Origin of the sequence: Nocardioides daeguensis (genome assembly GCF_019192965.1) — a bacterium.
Classification (GTDB): domain Bacteria; phylum Actinomycetota; class Actinomycetes; order Propionibacteriales; family Nocardioidaceae; genus Nocardioides; species Nocardioides daeguensis.
This window is the reverse complement of record NZ_JAHTKU010000008.1, coordinates 227,288-243,933: the sequence shown is the minus strand read 5'-3', so window position 1 is coordinate 243,933 and position 16,646 is coordinate 227,288. Positions and strand designations below refer to the sequence as shown.

Sequence of the window (16,646 nt, the reverse complement as noted above, 5' to 3'; positions counted from 1 at the left end):
CTACCCGCCGACCACGCTCAGCGACACGCCGTCGCCGATCCGGTAGGGGTTCGTGGCCAGCAGCGCGCCGAGCGCGCGGCGCATCCGCGAGATCTCGGCGCGCACCGTCACCTGGCGCTCGGCGTCGCCGTACAGCGCTCGGCTGAGCTGACCTGCCGACACCCCGCCGGGACCGGCGGCGGCGATGGCCGCGAGCAGCTCGGCGTGCCGGGGCGTGAGCGCCACCCGCCACGGTGAGTCGCCGCCGCGCACCTCGAGGGTGGCGGGTGACGAGGCCAGGTCGAGTACCGCGGTGAGCACGTGCGTCGACGCGGAGGGGCGGATCAGCCAGCCGCCGCGAAGGCGTTCGGGCAGGCACAGCCCGAGGCCGGGGACGGCGAGCGCGCGGTCGGCCTGCGGTGCCTCCACCCGGTCGCGGACGGCGACCCCCTGGTGGGCCGCGACCCAGCCGTGGTCGTCGACGACGAGCAGCGGCCCGTTGGCGCTGCAGAGCAGCGGCTCCGCCGTACGCCGGAGCTGGTCGAGGCGCTCCTCGTGGTGGCGCCACAGCCGGGCCTCGGCGAGGCGGACCGACGCCGTCACCAGCGCCTCGATCGCCGGGTGCAGGGTGAGCGCGGGACCGCTCACGTCGACGATGCCGAGCAGTGAGCCGTCGATCGGGTCGTGGATGGGCGAGGCCGTGCAGTACCAGGGCACCTGTGCGTTCTCGAAGTGCTCGGCCGAGAAGAGCTGCACCGGGGTGGCCTCCGCGAGCGCGGTGCCGATCGCGTTGGTGCCGACCGCCGCCTCGGTCCAGGTCGCACCGTCGGTGAAGCCGAGCCCGTCGGCCTGACGCTTCACCCGCGGCGACCCGCTGCGCCACAGCACCACGCCCTCGGCATCGGCCACGACGACGAGGTAGCTCGACGCGTCGGCCGCGCTGAGCAGCAGCTCGCGGATCTCGTCGATGACGAGCGAGAGCCGCGACGCGCGACGACGCTCCTCGACCTCCGCGGGCGGCAGCGGGTCACGGCCGTTGCGGCCGTCGGGGTCGATGCCCAGGCTCAGGACGCGGGTCCACGAGCGCGCGACGACGGCCCGCGGCCGCTCGGGCGGCGCCGACCCGGAGAGCACCGCGTCGTGGATCCGGACCAGGTCGCGGGCCCGCATCGCGAGGTCGTGCGTGGCCATGCGACCACCGTAGGCGGTGCGATGTGATCGGGGCCACATGCAACAACGTGCAACGGTTCCCGGTGAACGACGTCCGGGGGTCTGCTTCTCGCCATGACCCAGCTTGACGACCGGCCCGTCACCACGGCCGACACCGACCCCGCCACCGCCTGGTTCGCGGCCTTCGAGGACGCCCTCGCCGCCCGCGACATCGACCGCGCCGCCGGACTGTTCGCCGCCACCAGCTTCTGGCGCGACCTGATCGCCTTCTCCTGGAACCTCACCACCGTCGAGAACCCCGACGGCGTCGCCGACCTGCTCACCAACACCCTCGACCGGGTCGCCCCGCACGGCTTCCGGCTGAGCGAGCCGGCCGCCACGGCCGACGGCGTCACCACCGCCTGGTTCGAGTTCGAGACCTCGGTCGGCCGCGGCCGCGGCCTGGTGCGGTTGGTCGACGCCGGCGACGGCCCGAAGGCGTGGACCTTCCTCACCAGCCTCTACGAGCTCAAGGGGCACGAGGAGCCCAAGGGCGTACGACGCCCGATGGGCGCCGAGCACGGTGCCACGAAGGAGCGGGTGACCTGGCTGGAGAAGCGCCAGGCCGAGGACGCCGCGCTCGGCGTCGACACCCAGCCGTACGTCCTCGTCGTGGGCGGTGGCCAGGGCGGCATCGCCCTCGGCGCGCGGCTGCGCCAGCTCGGCGTACCGTCCCTCGTCATCGACAAGCACCCGCGGCCCGGCGACCAGTGGCGCAACCGCTACAAGTCCCTGTGCCTGCACGACCCGGTCTGGTACGACCACCTGCCCTACCTGAAGTTCCCCGAGAACTGGCCGGTGTTCGCGCCCAAGGACAAGGTCGGCGACTGGCTGGAGTTCTACACGCGGGTGATGGAGGTGCCGTACTGGTCGAGCACCGTCGCCACCCAGGCGTCGTACGACGAGGCCGCGGGGGAGTGGACCGTCCACCTCGAGCGCGAGGGCAAGCCGCTCGTCCTCAAGCCCACCCACCTGGTGATGGCGACCGGCATGTCGGGCAAGCCGAACATCCCGGCCTACCCGGGTGCCGACGTCTTCCAGGGCGAGCAGCACCACTCTTCGCAGCACCCCGGACCCGACGCGTACGCCGGCAAGAAGGTCGTCGTGATCGGCAGCAACAACTCGGCCTTCGACATCTGCGGCGCGCTGTGGGAGACCGGGGCCGACGTGACCATGGTCCAGCGCTCGTCGACGCACATCGTCAAGAGCGACACCCTGATGGACATCGGCCTCGGCGACCTCTACTCCGAGCGGGCGCTCGAGGCGGGGGTGACCACGGAGAAGGCCGACCTGATCTTCGCCTCGCTGCCCTACAAGATCATGCACGAGTTCCAGATCCCGCTCTACGACCAGATGCGGGAGCGCGACCAGGACTTCTACGACCGGATGGCGGCTGCCGGCTTCGACCTCGACTGGGGCGACGACGGGTCCGGTCTGTTCATGAAGTACCTGCGCCGCGGCTCCGGCTACTACATCGACGTCGGTGCCGCCGAGCTGGTGGCGAACGGTGACGTGAAGCTGGCCCACGGCCAGGTCGAGCGGCTGAACGAGACGTCGGTCGTGCTCGAGGACGGCACGGAGCTGCCCGCCGACCTGGTCGTCTACGCCACCGGCTACGGCTCGATGAACGGCTGGGCGGCCGACCTGATCAGCCAGGAGGTCGCGGACAAGGTCGGCAAGGTCTGGGGCCTCGGCTCCGACACGACCAAGGACCCCGGGCCGTGGGAGGGCGAGCAGCGCAACATGTGGAAGCCGACCCAGCAGGAGAACCTCTGGTTCCACGGCGGCAACCTGCACCAGTCGCGTCACTACTCGCTCTACCTGGCCCTGCAGCTCAAGGCCCGGCACGCCGGCATCGACACCCCGGTGCACCGGCTGCAGGAGGTCCACCACCTCGGCTGAGACCCTGGGGGTGTCCCCGATGTGAACCGCGGTCGCGTGATGGGCTAGAGTCTCGCACCGCGGTTCCTTCGGGTCCGCCCCGGGCGATTGGCGCAGTGGTAGCGCGCTTCGTTCACACCGAAGAGGTCACTGGTTCGAACCCAGTATCGCCCACCGGAGATCCACCAGAGCCGCACTCACCGAGTGCGGCTCTCGTGCATTTCCCGGCGCGAACTGCCCCGAATCGGGGGATGCGCGCGGCTCCTTCCCGTTCCTACGGTCGAGACCATGAAGCTCCCCGCCGCGGTTGCCGTCGTGCTGGGCGCGACGAGCCTCGCCCTCATCCCTGCCGCGCCTCCCGCCGCTGCCGCCGCCCCCACGGTGGTGGCGAGCCTGGTGCAGGACATCTCGACGGCGGCGTGGTCGACGCCGCTGCCCGACCCGGCCGGCATCACCTACCTGCCCGGCCGCGACCACCTGTTGCTCGCCGACTCGGAGGTCGACGAGACGCCGGTGTTCCAGGGCTCGAACATCCTGGAGACGACCCGGACCGGGACGATCGTGGACCGCGGAACGACGGCCGCGTACAGCCACGAGGCCGCGGGCATCGCGAGCAACCCGGCCAACGGTCACGTCTACGTCTCCGACGACGACCAGTTCCGGGTGCACGAGATCACCGCGGGCGCCGACGGGCGCTACGGCACGGGCGACGACGTCCACACCCAGTTCAGCACCGCCGCGTTCGGCAGCACCGACCCCGAGGACGTGACCTACTTCCCGCCGACCGGCGAGCTCTTCGTCCTCGACGGCGCCGACAACGACGTGCACCGCGTCTCGCCCGGTCCCAACGGCGTCTTCGACGGGGTCGCCCCGACGGGGGACGACACCGCGACCGAGTTCGACGTGCAGCGGTACGGCGCCGAGGACCCCGAGGGCATCGGCTACCACCCCGGCCGCGGGACGCTCGTGGTCGTCGACAGCACCTCCGACCGGATCTACGAGCTCAACCGCGACCTGGTCCTGGTCGACCAGATCGACATCGCCGTCACCAACCAGCGGTTCGCGGCGGGCATCGCGGTGGCGCCGGCGAGCAACGACCCGAACCGGTACGACTTCTACGTGGTCGACCGAGGTGTCGACAACGACAGCAACGCCAACGAGAACGACGGCCGGCTCTACGAGCTGAGGGCCGACCTGCCGCCGGTCGGCAACCTCGCGCCGGTGGTCGACGCCGGCCGGGACGCGCCGGTCGAGGTCGGTACCCCCATCGACCTGAGCGCTGCAGTCCGCGACGACGGGGTCCCGGCGCCGGCAACCGTGCAGTGGGCCCGGGTCTCCGGGCCAGCCGCCGTCGCCTTCTCGACGCCGACCCAGCCGCAGACCACCGCCACCTTCTCGACGCCCGGCAGCTACGTGCTGCGCGCGACGGCCTCGGACGGCGAGCTGTCGGGCTCGGACGACGTCACGATCACCGCCGTCGCTCCCGGAGCGCCGCGCCCGCTCGACACCCCGGTGGCCAAGGCGTTCGACGACGTCGAGCAGCGCCCGACCGGCTACACCGACTGGCTGGGCTCGACGCTCAACATCCCCCAGGCGGGGACGACGTCGCAGACGATCGGCATCCGGTTCGACGACCTCGCGGTGCCGGCGGGTGCGACGCTCACCGAGGCGTGGATCCAGTTCGCGGCCAGCGGTTCGAACAGCGCTGCCGCCTCGGTACAGGTGCGGGGGATCGACGCCGACGACACCCCGACCTTCACCACCTCCTCGACGACCGTGTCCTCGCGGCCGCGGACCACGGCCCAGGTCGCCTGGAGCCCGCCGGCCTGGACCGCCGGCCAGCGCGGCAGCGCCCAGCGCACCCCGGACCTGCGCAGCGTCGTCCAGGAGGTCGTCGACCGCGCCGGCTGGCGGCAGGGCAACGCGCTCGCCTTCGTGCTGACCGGGACCGGCGAGCGGCGAGCGTCGTCGCACGACGGCGCCACGGCGCCGGTGCTGCACCTCGCCTACACGGTGCCGCAGCAGCAGGACCGGCCGCCGACCGCGGCCTTCACCTCCGCCTGCAGCGCCCTCACCTGCACCTTCGACGGGTCCGGCTCCTCCGACCCGGACGGCCCGCTCGCCTCGCTGCAGTGGTCGTTCGGCGACGGCGGCAGCGCGACCGGCACCGTCGCCGACCGGACCTACGCCGCCCCGGGCACCTACGACGTCACGCTGGTCGTGACCGACTCCGCCGGCCAGACCGCGACCGTCACCCACGCGGTGAGCGTCGGTGACAGCACCCCGATCGGGTTCCGGGCCCTCGCGCGGATCAACGCCAACACCACCGCCCCGGCCGTGACGGTCCCGGCCGCCGTACGCGACGGCGACGCGCTGCTGCTCTACGCGACGCTCAACGTCACCACGGTCGCGATCACCCCGCCCGCCGGGTGGACCGAGCTGGCCGACTTCGTCACCGGCTCCGAGCGGACCCTGCTCTGGCAGCGGGTCGCCACCGCCGCCGACGCCGGCTCGCGGGTGAGTGTCCAGCTCGGCGGGTACGCCAAGACCGCGCTCCAGCTGGCGGCGTACGCCGGTGCCTCGCGCACGACGCCGGTCGCGCTCGTCGCGACGCGCAGCGACGCGGCCAGCACCCTCACTCACCCGACGTCCGCCGTCGCCGTCTCCGGCGCGGGGCGCTGGGTGGTGTCGTACTGGGCCGACAAGTCGTCCTCGACCACCGACTGGCTGCCGCCTGCCGCCGTGGCGGTGCGCGACGAGACGATCGGCACCAGCGGTGGGCACATCGACGCCCTGCTGGCCGACGGCGGCGGACCGGCTGCCGAGGGGACGGCGCCCGCGCTGACCGCCTCCACCGACGCCGCCAGCCGGGCCGCGACGATCACCGTGGTGCTGCAACCGGGGTGACCGAGGCGGTCCTGACCTGCCGCGTTCTCCGGACAGCACGCGGTCGCCGACGTACGCTCCAGCGCCATGAACAGCCGTCGAATTGCCGCCGTCCTCGCCGCCGCGCTGCTGGCGCCCGCCTCGCTCGCGCTGGCCGGGCCCGCCGACGCGGCCGGTCCGAAGACCTACCGGAACTGCACGGCCCTCAACAAGGCCTACCCGCACGGCGTCGGCAAGCCCGGCGCGGTGGACAAGACCTCGGGCACGAAGGTCACCGACTTCACGCGCAACGCCAAGCTCTACAAGGCCAATGCCAAGAGCGACCGTGACAAGGACGGGATCGCCTGCGAGAAGGCCTGAGCCCGACGTGCGGGTCAAGCGTCGGCGGCGGCGGCCTGCTCCGTGGTGTCGCCGGCGGTGCTCAACCGACCGCCCGTGTCCTCGAGGTGCGCGCGGACGAACCAGTGGAACAGCTCGAGCTGCTCGGTCTGCGCGATGAACATGTCCTGGGTGACCAGGTCCAGGTCGTCCAGCTCCTTGATCCCGTCGCGGTACGTCGAGATCACGCCCTGGTAGACGATGTCGAGCGCGGCGAGGTGCTGCTGGGTGGTGCCGCGGCCGATGCCGTAGTCGTCCCAGGCCCGGCGCTCGACCAGGCCACCGGGAGTTCCCTGGGGCGAGCCGCCGAGGGTCGCGACCCGTTCGGCGAGCGCATCGGCGAAGCCACGGACCGTGTCGACCTGAGGGTCGATCATCTCGTGGACGGCGATGAAATGCGGCCCGACGACGTTCCAGTGCACGTGCTTGAGCGTCAGGTGGAGGTCGGTGCACGCGTCCAGACGGCTCTGCAGGAGTTCGACGACGCGCGCGGCCGCCTTCTCGTCGAGACCGGGCGTGGTGAAGTGCAGGGTGGGGGTGGATGCCATGGTCCTGAGGTACGCGATCGACGAGCGTTCAGACGGTCGGGCGGCGGGGCGTCGAACTGCCGCGCGGGACCCCCAGCCGGCTCGGTACGATCGTGACCGGTGCGCCGTCCGGTCGCGCCGCCACCCGTGAACCACTCGAGGGAGTCCTTCCGTGCCCGACATCAAGGTCGCCGTACTCAGTCCTGACGCGCGCCAGGAGGAGACGGTCACGGAGGGCACCAAGGCCTGGGAGCTGTTCCGCGACGACGCCGACGTGATCGCCGCCCGCGTCGGCGGCCAGCTCAAGGACCTCTCCTACCCGCTGGTCGACGGCGACGAGGTGGAGGGCGTCCTGATCGGCAGCCCCGACGGCCTCGACATCCTGCGGCACTCCACCGCCCACGTGCTGGCGCAGGCCGTGCAGCAGGTGTTCCCCGACGCCAAGCTCGGCATCGGCCCGCCGATCCAGGACGGCTTCTACTACGACTTCGACGTCGAGACCCCGTTCGTGCCCGAGGACCTGGTCAAGCTCGAGACGGCGATGCGCAAGATCATCAAGGAGAACCAGCGCTTCGAGCGCCGGGTCACCACCGACGAGGACGCGCTGGTCGAGCTCGCCGACGAGCCCTACAAGATCGAGCTGATCGGTCTCAAGGGCTCGGCCGCGGACGCCGCGGAAGGCGCGTCCGCCGAGGTCGGCGCGGGCGAGCTGACGATCTACGACAACCTCAACCGCAAGGGCGAGGTCGCGTGGAAGGACCTCTGCCGGGGGCCGCACCTGCCGACCACCAAGCGGATCCCCGCGTTCAAGCTGATGCGGAGCGCGGCGGCCTACTGGCGCGGCGACGAGAAGAACAAGCAGCTCCAGCGCATCTACGGCACCGCGTGGCCGAGCAAGGACGAGCTCGACGCCCACCTGCACCGCCTCGAGGAGGCTGAGCGCCGCGACCACCGCAAGCTCGGTCGCGAGCTCGACCTGTTCTCGTTCCCCGACGAGATCGGCTCCGGCCTGCCGGTCTTCCACCCCAAGGGCGGCGTGATCAAGCGGGAGATGGAGGACTATGTCCGCCGGCGCCACATCGAGGAGGGCTTCTCGTACGTCGGCACGCCGCACATCTCCAAGGACGGGCTGTTCCACACCTCGGGCCACCTGCCGCACTACGCAGACACGATGTTCCCGCCGATGGAGTTCGAGGGCGCGAACTACCAGCTGAAGGCGATGAACTGCCCGATGCACAACCTGATCTTCAGCAGCCGCGGGCGCTCCTACCGCGAGCTGCCGCTGCGCCTGTTCGAGTTCGGCAGCGTCTACCGCTACGAGAAGTCCGGCGTCATCCACGGCCTCACCCGCGTGCGCGGCTTCGCCCAGGACGACTCGCACTCCTACTGCACCCCCGAGCAGGCGCCCGACGAGGTCAAGCACCTGCTGAACTTCATGCTCAGCGTGCTGCGCGACTTCGGCCTCGACGACTTCTACCTCGAGCTGTCGACGCGCGACGACGCCAAGGCCGACAAGTTCATCGGCAGCGACGAGGACTGGGCGACGGCGACCGCGATCCTCGAGCAGGTCGCCACTGAGTCCGGCCTCGAGCTCGTCCCCGACCCGGGCGGCGCGGCGTTCTACGGCCCGAAGATCTCGGTCCAGGCCAAGGACGCCATCGGCCGCACCTGGCAGATGGGCACGGTCCAGTACGACTTCAACCAGCCGGCGCGGTTCGGCCTGGAGTACACCGCCTCCGACGGCTCCAAGCAGCAGCCGGTGATGATCCACTCGGCGAAGTTCGGCTCGATCGAGCGCTTCCTCGGGGTGCTCGTCGAGCACTACGCCGGCGCCTTCCCTCCGTGGCTGGCCCCGGTGCAGGTCGTCGGCATCCCCGTGGCCGACGCGTTCACCGACTACCTCTACGAGGTCACCAGCCAGCTCAAGGCACGGGGGATCCGGGTCGAGGTCGACGAGTCCGACGACCGGTTCCAGAAGAAGATCCGCAACGCGCAGCTGCAGAAGATCCCGTTCATGCTCATCGCCGGTGGTGAGGACGTCGAGAAGGGCGCGGTCAGCTTCCGCTACCGCGACGGGCGCCAGGACAACGGCGTCCCGATCGACGAGGCCGTCGCCCGCGTGGTCGCCGCGGTCGAGTCGCGCGAGCAGGTCTGAGCGATGGAGGCCGGCGGTCGCCGGGCGGCGCTCGCCTGCGTCGCCGCGGCGCTGGCCGCGGTCCTCACCGGCTGCGGCGGGTCCACGCCCTCGGGCGCCCCGCCGCTCCCGCCGGTCAGTACGCCGACCGCCACCGACACGGCGGTCGACGGCGCGCCCGGCGGTGACGCGGGTGACCCCGGCGCCGACGCGAGCGACCTCGCCAAGCTGGCCGAGCAGGCCGCCCGCGGGGCGAGCCGGGGGCCGACCAGCGACATCGCGCCCCGGGACGGGGAGGTGCTCGGCGGCGACGTGAGCTGGCCCCAGTGCCCGCCCGGAACCGGCATCCCGGAGAAGCAGGGCAAGGGGCTGCCGATGCCCCTGCCCGAGGCCGAGTACGTCGTCCTCGGCCTCACCAACGGCCCCGGCTTCACCCCCAACCCGTGCCTGGCCGACCAGGTCGCGTGGGCCAAGGCCAACGACGTCCTCGTCTCCGTCTACGCCGTCTCCAGCTTCCCCAGCAAGCAGACCCTGCAGGAGTACGGTGCAGACGGTCCGTACGAGGCCACCGACCGGCTCGGGCGGCTGCGCAACGTCGGCTACCAGCAGGCGCGCTACAACATCGGCACCATGGGCCAGGTCGGCGTGGTCAGCCCGATCGTGTGGATCGACGTCGAGCCGGTGCCGAACTTCGACTGGAGCGCCGACCTGCAGGCCAACGCCGCCGTCATCGAGGGCGTGGCCCGGGGCTACTCCGACGCCGGCTTCGCGATCGGCGTCTACTCCACGCCCAGCCTGTACCGCCGCGTCGTCGGGAACCTGAGCCTCGGCGGCGTGCCCGAGTGGCGAGCCGCTGGACAGACCTCGCGGGCGGAGGCGCTCAACCGGTGCGGCCCCGACTGGTCCATCCAGGGCGGGACGGCCGTCATGGGGCAGTGGGTGGAGGGACAACGCGACCTGAACCTGACCTGCCCGGGGATCGCGGCCGACCTCGGCCGCTGGTTCCACCGGTTCTCGTGACCGGACGCGACCCCGTGGGACGGCGTGAGAGGGTTTCCCCATGACCTCGGACGGTGCGGAGACCGAGCAGCTCGACGGGCGTCGGCGGCGCTGGCAGGAGCACAACCAGGTGCGCCGCCAGGTGATCATCGACGCCGCGGTCGCCGTGCTCGAGCATCAGGCGCCGGGGGAGGAGTTCCAGGTCCAGGCCGTGGCCGACGAGGCCGGCATGAGCCGCACCGTCATCTACCGCCACTTCGAGGACCGCTCCGACCTCGACCGCGCCGTGCAGCGGGCGATCTGCGACCAGCTCGGGGTCGAGCTGCTCCCCGCCCTGTCCTACGACGGCACGCCGGACCAGATCATCCACCGCATGGTCGGCAGCTTCGTGCGCTGGGCCGAGGCGCACCCGACGCTGTACTGGTTCGCCGAGCGCGACCTCGCCGGCTGGGGCCCGAGCCCGCTGAGCCGGGCGGTCGAGCAGGTCGCCGAGGGCATCGAGGGGATCATGGCGATCGTGGTCGCGGCGCTCGGCGTCGAGCTCAGCGACGACGACCGCGCGGGCCTGGACCCGTGGGTCTTCGGCATGATCGGCGCGGTCTTCGCCGCGGTCCGGCGGTGGCTCGAGCGCGATCGGCGCGAGCCGGGGATCGAGGCCTGCATCGCGATCCTGTCGGAGTCGATCTGGCTGCAGATCAACGGCATGGCGCTCGCGCGCGGACTCAACCTCCCCGACCTCCCCGTCGCCGACCTGCTCCAGACGCTCGGCCCGGCCGAGGATCCGTCCCGCATGGCCGGTGCCTCCGAGGGCGGCGCATGAACCCGCCCGTCACCGGGCCCGACGGGCTCGACCGGTTGTGGACCCCGCACCGGATGGCCTACGTCCGCGGCGACACCGGGGACACCGGCGACTCGGCGCCCGCCCACGCGGACCCGCGCCCTGCCTGCCCGTTCTGCCGGATCACCGCCGACCCGGCCACCTCCACCGACGACGAGCTGGTCGTGGTGCGGGGCCGGACGGCGTACGTCGTGCTCAACCTCTACCCCTACAACCCGGGCCACCTGATGGTGCTGCCCTACCGCCACGTCGCCGACTACCTCGACCTCGACGACGAGGAGACCGACGAGGTGACCGCGCTGACCAAGGCGGCGCTGCGCGCGATCCGCGCGGTCTCCCAGCCGCACGCCTTCAACGTGGGACTCAACCTCGGCGGCGCCGCCGGCGGCTCGCTGTCCGGGCACCTGCACCAGCACGTCGTGCCGCGTTGGTCCGGCGACGCGAACTTCATGACCGTGATCGGCGGCACCAAGACCCTGCCGCAGCTGCTGGGGGAGACCCGCGACCTGCTCGCGGCGGCCTGGCAATAGGGCCCCCGAAGTGACCATCGAGTAGGTTCCTGACCCGTGTTGGATCGCTTCAAGGAGTTCTGGGCCGGGACCGTGCTGCACCCCGTGGTGCGGCTCTTCATCCGGCTGGGCATCAGCCCCGACGCGGTGACCCTGGTCGGCACCCTCGGCGTCAGCGCGGGCGCCCTGATCTTCTTCCCGCAGGGCGAGCTGCTGATCGGCGTCCTGTTCATCACGGCATTCGTGTTCAGCGACCTCATCGACGGCCGGATGGCTCGCGAGACCGGCCAGGTCTCGAAGTTCGGTGCCTTCTGGGACTCGACCCTCGACCGGATCGGCGACGGCGCGATCTTCGGTGGCCTCGCGCTCTACTTCGCCGGCACCGGCAAGGACCAGGGGGACAGCTACCTCTACCTCTGCGTCACCCTCTGGTGCCTGGTCATGGGCTCGGTCACCTCCTACGCCCGGGCCCGCGCCGAGTCCCTCGGCATGGACGCCAAGGGCGGGCTCGCCGAGCGTGCCGACCGGCTGGTCTCGATCCTCGTGATGACCGGCCTCGGGGCGCTGCTCGACCTGCCGATCCTGATGTTCGTGACGCTCTGGGCCCTGGCCCTCGCCAGCACCTACACGGTGGTCTTCCGGGTGCTGAAGGTACGCCGGCAGGCGCTCGCCGCGCCGGTCGATCCGGCGGATTCCTGAGGGACCGTCCGCGGGACATCCCCGGGGTCGGAACGCGGCGGGTCCCGCCGTACGATTGAGCACATGAGCGAGCAGCAGGAGCACGGCACCACTCGGGTCAAGCGCGGCATGGCCGAGATGCTCAAGGGTGGCGTCATCATGGACGTGGTGACCCCGGAGCAGGCGAAGATCGCCGAGGACGCCGGCGCGGTCGCCGTCATGGCGCTGGAGCGGGTCCCCGCGGACATCCGTGCCCAGGGCGGCGTGTCGCGGATGAGCGACCCCGACATGATCGACGGCATCATCGAGGCCGTCTCGATCCCGGTGATGGCCAAGGCCCGGATCGGCCACTTCGCCGAGGCGCAGGTGCTGCAGTCGCTGGGCGTCGACTACATCGACGAGTCCGAGGTGCTGACCCCGGCCGACTACGCCAACCACATCGACAAGTGGGCCTTCACGGTTCCCTTCGTCTGCGGTGCGACCAACCTCGGTGAGGCGCTGCGCCGGATCACCGAGGGCGCGGCCATGATCCGCTCCAAGGGCGAGGCGGGCACGGGCGACGTGTCCAACGCGGTCACCCACATGCGCACCATCCGCGCCGAGATCCGCCGGCTGGGCTCGCTGGCCGAGGACGAGCTGTACGTCGCCGCCAAGGAGCTCCAGGCGCCGTACGACCTGGTGGTCGAGGTCGCGCGCACCGGCAAGCTGCCGGTGGTGCTGTTCACCGCGGGCGGCATCGCCACGCCGGCCGACGCCGCGATGATGATGCAGCTCGGTGCCGAGGGCGTGTTCGTCGGCTCGGGCATCTTCAAGTCCGGCAACCCGGCCCAGCGGGCCGAGGCGATCGTGAAGGCGACGACCTTCCACGACGACCCCGACGTGGTCGCGAAGGTCTCCCGCGGGCTGGGCGAGGCGATGGTCGGCATCAACGTCGACGAGCTCCCGGTGGGCCACCGGCTCGCCGAGCGTGGCTGGTGAGCTGAGCTCGGTATCCCGGGCGCTGGTGCGGCGGACGCCGCACCAGTAGCACCGGACGTGTCGACCGGCGTGGTCCGAAGGGACTATGGTGCCGTCGCGAGGGGGTCCTAATTCCCCACTTCCCTGCTCTGGCCGGGCCCTTGGTCCCGCAGGGGCCCTGGTCGGGCCGCCGAAGCGTAGTCTCGATTTCGCCCCAGGAGGGGTGAGGCCGAGCCGTCGGGTTGCCGCTGGTCGGCCGTGATCTAGGGGATCGTGGAGGGACGTCGCTATGAACAAGACCGCCAAAGGTGCACTCGCCGCGGGCGCTGCCGCCGTACTGCTGATGGGCGGCGCCGGCACGCTCGCCTTCTGGACGGACACGGCGACCGTCGAGGGGACCGACATCGCCAGCGGCCACCTGAAGCTCGACGCCTCGTCCTGTACCACGGCATCGTGGCTGCTCGACGATGACAGCGTGTACGACGGCAGCCAGCTGCTGATCCCGGGCGACACCCTGACCAAGAACTGCAATGTCGTCGTCGACATCGCCGGCGAGCACCTCGACCAGATCGACCTCGACGTGACGGTCCCGACCGACGTGACGGGCGATCAGGACCTGATCGACGAGCTCAGCGCCACCGCGACGGTCGGCGGCGGCACGGCCGACAACGTGGCGGTGACGGACGGTCAGCCCCTGGCTGTGGCGATCACGGTCACCTGGCCCTACGGCATCGAGGACAACGACTCCAATGTGGCGGCCGGGCTGACCGCCGCGCTCGGCGACATCACCGTGGTGGCCACCCAGGACCACCTGAACGACGCCAACTGATCGCCGCTCGGGTCTGCAGATCGGGGGCGCCCATGGCCGGCTGGCTGGGCCGCGTCGCCGCGTGGCTGGTGATCCTCGGGGTGTGCGCCGTGCTGTCGGTGACGGTGCTGATCCCGAGGCTGGCCGGCGCGACGCCGTACACGGTCCTGACCAGCTCGATGACGCCGGATCTGCCGCCGGGCACGCTGGTGGTCGTGCGGCCGCAGCCGGCGAGCGAGATCGGGCTGGGGGACATCATCACCTTCCAGCTCGAGTCCGGGAAGGCGCCCGTCGCCACGCACCGCGTCGTGGCGGTGTCCAACACCCCCGACGGTGAGCCGATCTTCCGGACCCAGGGCGACGCGAACGACGCGCCCGACCAGGCGTGGGTCCGCCCGGTCCAGATCAAGGGACGCGCCTGGTACGTCGTCCCGTACCTCGGTCACCTCAACAACCTGTTGACCGGCCGGCAACGTCAGATGGGCGTCTACCTCGTGGCCGGCGCCCTGTCGGCCTACGCGGCCTACATGTTCGCCAGCGCCCTGCTGGGCCGTTCCCGCCGGAAGGAGGAGCTCGTCCCATGATGCGCATCGCCGCCCTGCTCGGGGCCGTGCTCCTCGTCGTCGGTCCGGTCGGTCCCGCCCGCGCTGACCGGGGCACGGACGTCGACGCGGTGCAGGTGAGCAGCGACGGCCGCACCTGGAGCGACCGGCTGCGCCAACCGCTGTTCGATCCCGGCTTCAGGTGGGTGCCGGGGGACCGCGAGGTGCGGTCGTTCTGGGTGCGCAACAACGGGCCGTCCGAGGCCCTGCTGCGCGTCGACATCACCACCGACAACGGGGGGCTCCTCAGCGACGAGGACGTCGAGCTGGCGCTCCGGGTCGACGACGGGCCCTGGGCGGAGTTGCCGGGCGGCGCGGACGCCACCGGTCTCATCGAGGACGCGCTCGCCCAACGGGAACGGGTCCGCGTGGACGTCCGGATCGACTTCCGCTGGGCCTCTCCGAACGCTTCGATGTCCGAGCGGGCGGGGTTCGCGCTGGTCGTGAACCTGCGCGAGGCCCCCGACGTCGCCGGCGAGCGCGACGACGATCATGACGCCCTGCCGGCGACCGGGAGCGAGGCCGAGCTGTGGCTGATCGTGCTCGGCGCGGCGATGGTCGGTAGCGGGGTCGCCCTCGTCGCCGGCCGTCGGGGAGGAGGGCTGCGTCATGGCTAGCGACGTCGCCCGCGCCCGGCACCGCCGCTCGGCCTGGCGCTCCTGGCTCGGCCGGGGCCGGACCAGGGCGCTGCTCTCGCTCGGGATCCTCCTTGCGTTCGGCGCGGTCGGCACCTCGGCGTACTGGACCGACACGGCGACGGTCACGGGCTCGACCATCACCTCGGGCAGCATGGACCTGCAGGTCGCCCAGACCACCGCCGGACCGTGGGGCGCCGTGGGCACCGATACCGCCTACAGCGCCTCCCACATCACCATCAGCGACCTGACCCCGTCGGAGGCCTACGCGTTCCCCCTCGCCGTGCGCAACGTGGGCGCCGCCGACTTCACCTATGGCGCCACGGCCACGCAGGGAGCCTCGCCCGCCTGGGGCTTCGTCGACACCCCCATCACCGTGCAGGTCTTCGCCGGGTCGCCGGTGACCACCGACACGACATACCCGATCCAGCAGACCTGCAGCGGGACGCAGCTCGCCGCCGCGGCGACGGTCACGACCGGCGACACGACAGTGATCCCCAACACCCGACGCCTCGACAAGGGCGTGACCGACGCCCAACTGTGCGTGCTGGTGAGCATGGTCTCGACCGCCGACAACTCCAACCAGGGCAAGCAGGGACAGATCCGGCTGGACCTCGCCGCGACCCAGGTGACGTCATGAGTCGCCTGCGCAGCCTGCTGCTGAGCCTCGGTGCGATCGTGGGGTCGCTCTGTGTGCTGGTCGCGATCGGCGGGGTGGTCGCCGGGGTCAACCCGCTGGTCTTCCGCTCCGGCTCGATGGGGCCGGACATCCCCGCGGGCGCCCTGGGCTTCTCGCGGCCGGTACCGGCCACCGACCTTGCCGTGGGCGACGTGGTGTCGGTGCTGACCTCGGACCGCACGCGGGTCACCCACCGGATCGTCGACATCGCCGGCACGGGGGAGACCCGGTCGCTGACCCTGCAGGGCGACGCCAACGGCACGCCCGACACCGAGACCTACCAGGTCGGCCGCACCGACCGGCTGTTCTGGTCCGTGCCCCTGCTGGGGTACGCCGTCGCGTGGCTCGGCAGCCCCCTGGGGTTGTTCCTGCTGGGTGGCGTGGTGCTCGGCCTGCTCGCGGTGATCTTCAAGCGCCGGCCGCAGGGCGGCAAGCGGCGCGCGACGGCTCTGATGGCGGCGCCGGTCGCGGTCGCGGTCGTGGTGGCCTCGACCACCGGCACCGCAGCGGCCTTCACCGACACCGCGCCGACCAGCAGCGGCACGCTCACCGCCCACACCGTGATCTCCCAGGCGGCACCCGTCTGCAGCAACGAGGGCGGCATCCTCGGGCTGCTCGGCTACTCGGAGTTGACCTGGTCCCACGTCGACACCCGCTACGAGTACGCCTACACGGCCACCCGGGTCAGCACCGGCGCCGTCGTCGCCACCGGGACGATCACGCCGGCCGGGCCGGCGAACTCGTCGGTGACCCTGGACATCACCGCGGCGCTGCTCAGCTTGACCCTCGGCAATGTGGACTTCGATGTCACGATCCGCTCGCGGCTCACGCAGACGTCCAGCTGGGTCGCCGCGACCGCCACCGTGTCCCGGGTCCACAGCGTCAACCTGCTGGTCGGACTCAGCGTCCGGTGCGGGCCCGCCTGAGCCGAGGCCTTAGGGTTGGCG

The 16,646-nt window shown here is 71.7% G+C and carries 16 protein-coding genes and 1 tRNA gene; 15 read left to right on the top strand and 2 right to left on the bottom strand.

Annotated elements, in window-relative coordinates:
* Window positions 1-1,170, bottom strand: coding sequence for a GAF domain-containing protein (locus KU893_RS07200; RefSeq protein WP_218233666.1), 1,170 nt, complete (start codon window positions 1,168-1,170; stop codon window positions 1-3).
* A gap of 93 nt (window positions 1,171-1,263) precedes the next feature.
* Here KU893_RS07200 and KU893_RS07195 point away from each other — a divergent pair, with 93 nt between their 5' ends.
* From KU893_RS07195 to KU893_RS07180, 4 genes are all read left to right on the top strand, one after another.
* Window positions 1,264-3,090 carry a flavin-containing monooxygenase gene (locus KU893_RS07195; RefSeq protein ID WP_218233665.1) on the top strand — a complete coding sequence of 609 codons (1,827 nt, stop codon included), beginning with the start codon at window positions 1,264-1,266 and terminating at the stop codon, window positions 3,088-3,090.
* Window positions 3,091-3,171: 81 nt separating this feature from the next.
* A tRNA-Val gene (locus KU893_RS07190) sits at window positions 3,172-3,243 on the top strand.
* Between the two features lie 114 nt (window positions 3,244-3,357).
* Entirely contained in the window at window positions 3,358-5,976 is a 2,619-nt protein-coding gene (locus KU893_RS07185) for a PKD domain-containing protein (protein WP_218233664.1), read from the top strand.
* Between the two features lie 66 nt (window positions 5,977-6,042).
* Window positions 6,043-6,315 carry an excalibur calcium-binding domain-containing protein gene (locus KU893_RS07180; RefSeq protein WP_218233663.1) on the top strand — a complete coding sequence of 91 codons (273 nt, stop codon included), beginning with the start codon at window positions 6,043-6,045 and terminating at the stop codon, window positions 6,313-6,315.
* A 14-nt stretch (window positions 6,316-6,329) separates the two neighbouring features.
* Here KU893_RS07180 and KU893_RS07175 read toward each other — a convergent pair whose 3' ends face one another.
* A complete protein-coding gene (locus KU893_RS07175; protein WP_218233662.1) occupies window positions 6,330-6,881 on the bottom strand; it encodes a Dps family protein in 552 nt (183 codons plus the stop codon).
* A gap of 151 nt (window positions 6,882-7,032) precedes the next feature.
* Between KU893_RS07175 and thrS the strand changes: the two genes are divergently transcribed.
* From thrS to KU893_RS07120, 11 genes are all read left to right on the top strand, one after another.
* Entirely contained in the window at window positions 7,033-9,015 is a 1,983-nt protein-coding gene (gene thrS / locus KU893_RS07170; RefSeq protein WP_218233661.1) for a threonine--tRNA ligase, read from the top strand.
* 3 nt (window positions 9,016-9,018) lie between these two features.
* Entirely contained in the window at window positions 9,019-10,014 is a 996-nt protein-coding gene (locus KU893_RS07165) for a glycoside hydrolase family 25 domain-containing protein (protein ID WP_218233660.1), read from the top strand.
* Between the two features lie 40 nt (window positions 10,015-10,054).
* On the top strand, window positions 10,055-10,813 hold the full coding sequence (locus tag KU893_RS07160) for a TetR/AcrR family transcriptional regulator (RefSeq protein WP_218233659.1): 759 nt from the start codon (window positions 10,055-10,057) through the stop codon (window positions 10,811-10,813).
* The gene (locus KU893_RS07155) at window positions 10,810-11,361 is read left to right on the top strand and encodes an HIT family protein (RefSeq protein WP_218233658.1); all 552 of its coding nucleotides are present in this window, start codon (window positions 10,810-10,812) and stop codon (window positions 11,359-11,361) included. Before KU893_RS07160 ends, KU893_RS07155 begins: the two co-directional genes overlap by 4 nt.
* Window positions 11,362-11,397: 36 nt before the next feature.
* Entirely contained in the window at window positions 11,398-12,039 is a 642-nt protein-coding gene (gene pgsA / locus KU893_RS07150) for a phosphatidylinositol phosphate synthase (RefSeq protein ID WP_218233657.1), read from the top strand.
* A 63-nt stretch (window positions 12,040-12,102) separates the two neighbouring features.
* Complete coding sequence (gene pdxS / locus KU893_RS07145) at window positions 12,103-12,996, top strand: pyridoxal 5'-phosphate synthase lyase subunit PdxS (RefSeq protein ID WP_218233656.1); 894 nt, start codon at window positions 12,103-12,105, stop codon at window positions 12,994-12,996.
* 268 nt (window positions 12,997-13,264) lie between these two features.
* A complete protein-coding gene (locus tag KU893_RS07140) occupies window positions 13,265-13,804 on the top strand; it encodes an alternate-type signal peptide domain-containing protein (RefSeq protein ID WP_218233655.1) in 540 nt (179 codons plus the stop codon).
* A gap of 32 nt (window positions 13,805-13,836) precedes the next feature.
* On the top strand, window positions 13,837-14,367 hold the full coding sequence (locus KU893_RS07135) for a signal peptidase I (protein WP_218233654.1): 531 nt from the start codon (window positions 13,837-13,839) through the stop codon (window positions 14,365-14,367).
* The gene (locus KU893_RS07130) at window positions 14,364-15,002 is read left to right on the top strand and encodes an LPXTG cell wall anchor domain-containing protein (protein ID WP_218233653.1); all 639 of its coding nucleotides are present in this window, start codon (window positions 14,364-14,366) and stop codon (window positions 15,000-15,002) included. Before KU893_RS07135 ends, KU893_RS07130 begins: the two co-directional genes overlap by 4 nt.
* On the top strand, window positions 14,995-15,660 hold the full coding sequence (locus KU893_RS07125) for a SipW-dependent-type signal peptide-containing protein (RefSeq protein WP_218233652.1): 666 nt from the start codon (window positions 14,995-14,997) through the stop codon (window positions 15,658-15,660). The genes KU893_RS07130 and KU893_RS07125 overlap by 8 nt, the downstream gene beginning before the upstream one ends.
* Complete coding sequence (locus KU893_RS07120; protein ID WP_218233651.1) at window positions 15,657-16,625, top strand: signal peptidase I; 969 nt, start codon at window positions 15,657-15,659, stop codon at window positions 16,623-16,625. The genes KU893_RS07125 and KU893_RS07120 overlap by 4 nt, the downstream gene beginning before the upstream one ends.
* Window positions 16,626-16,646 lie beyond the last annotated feature (21 nt).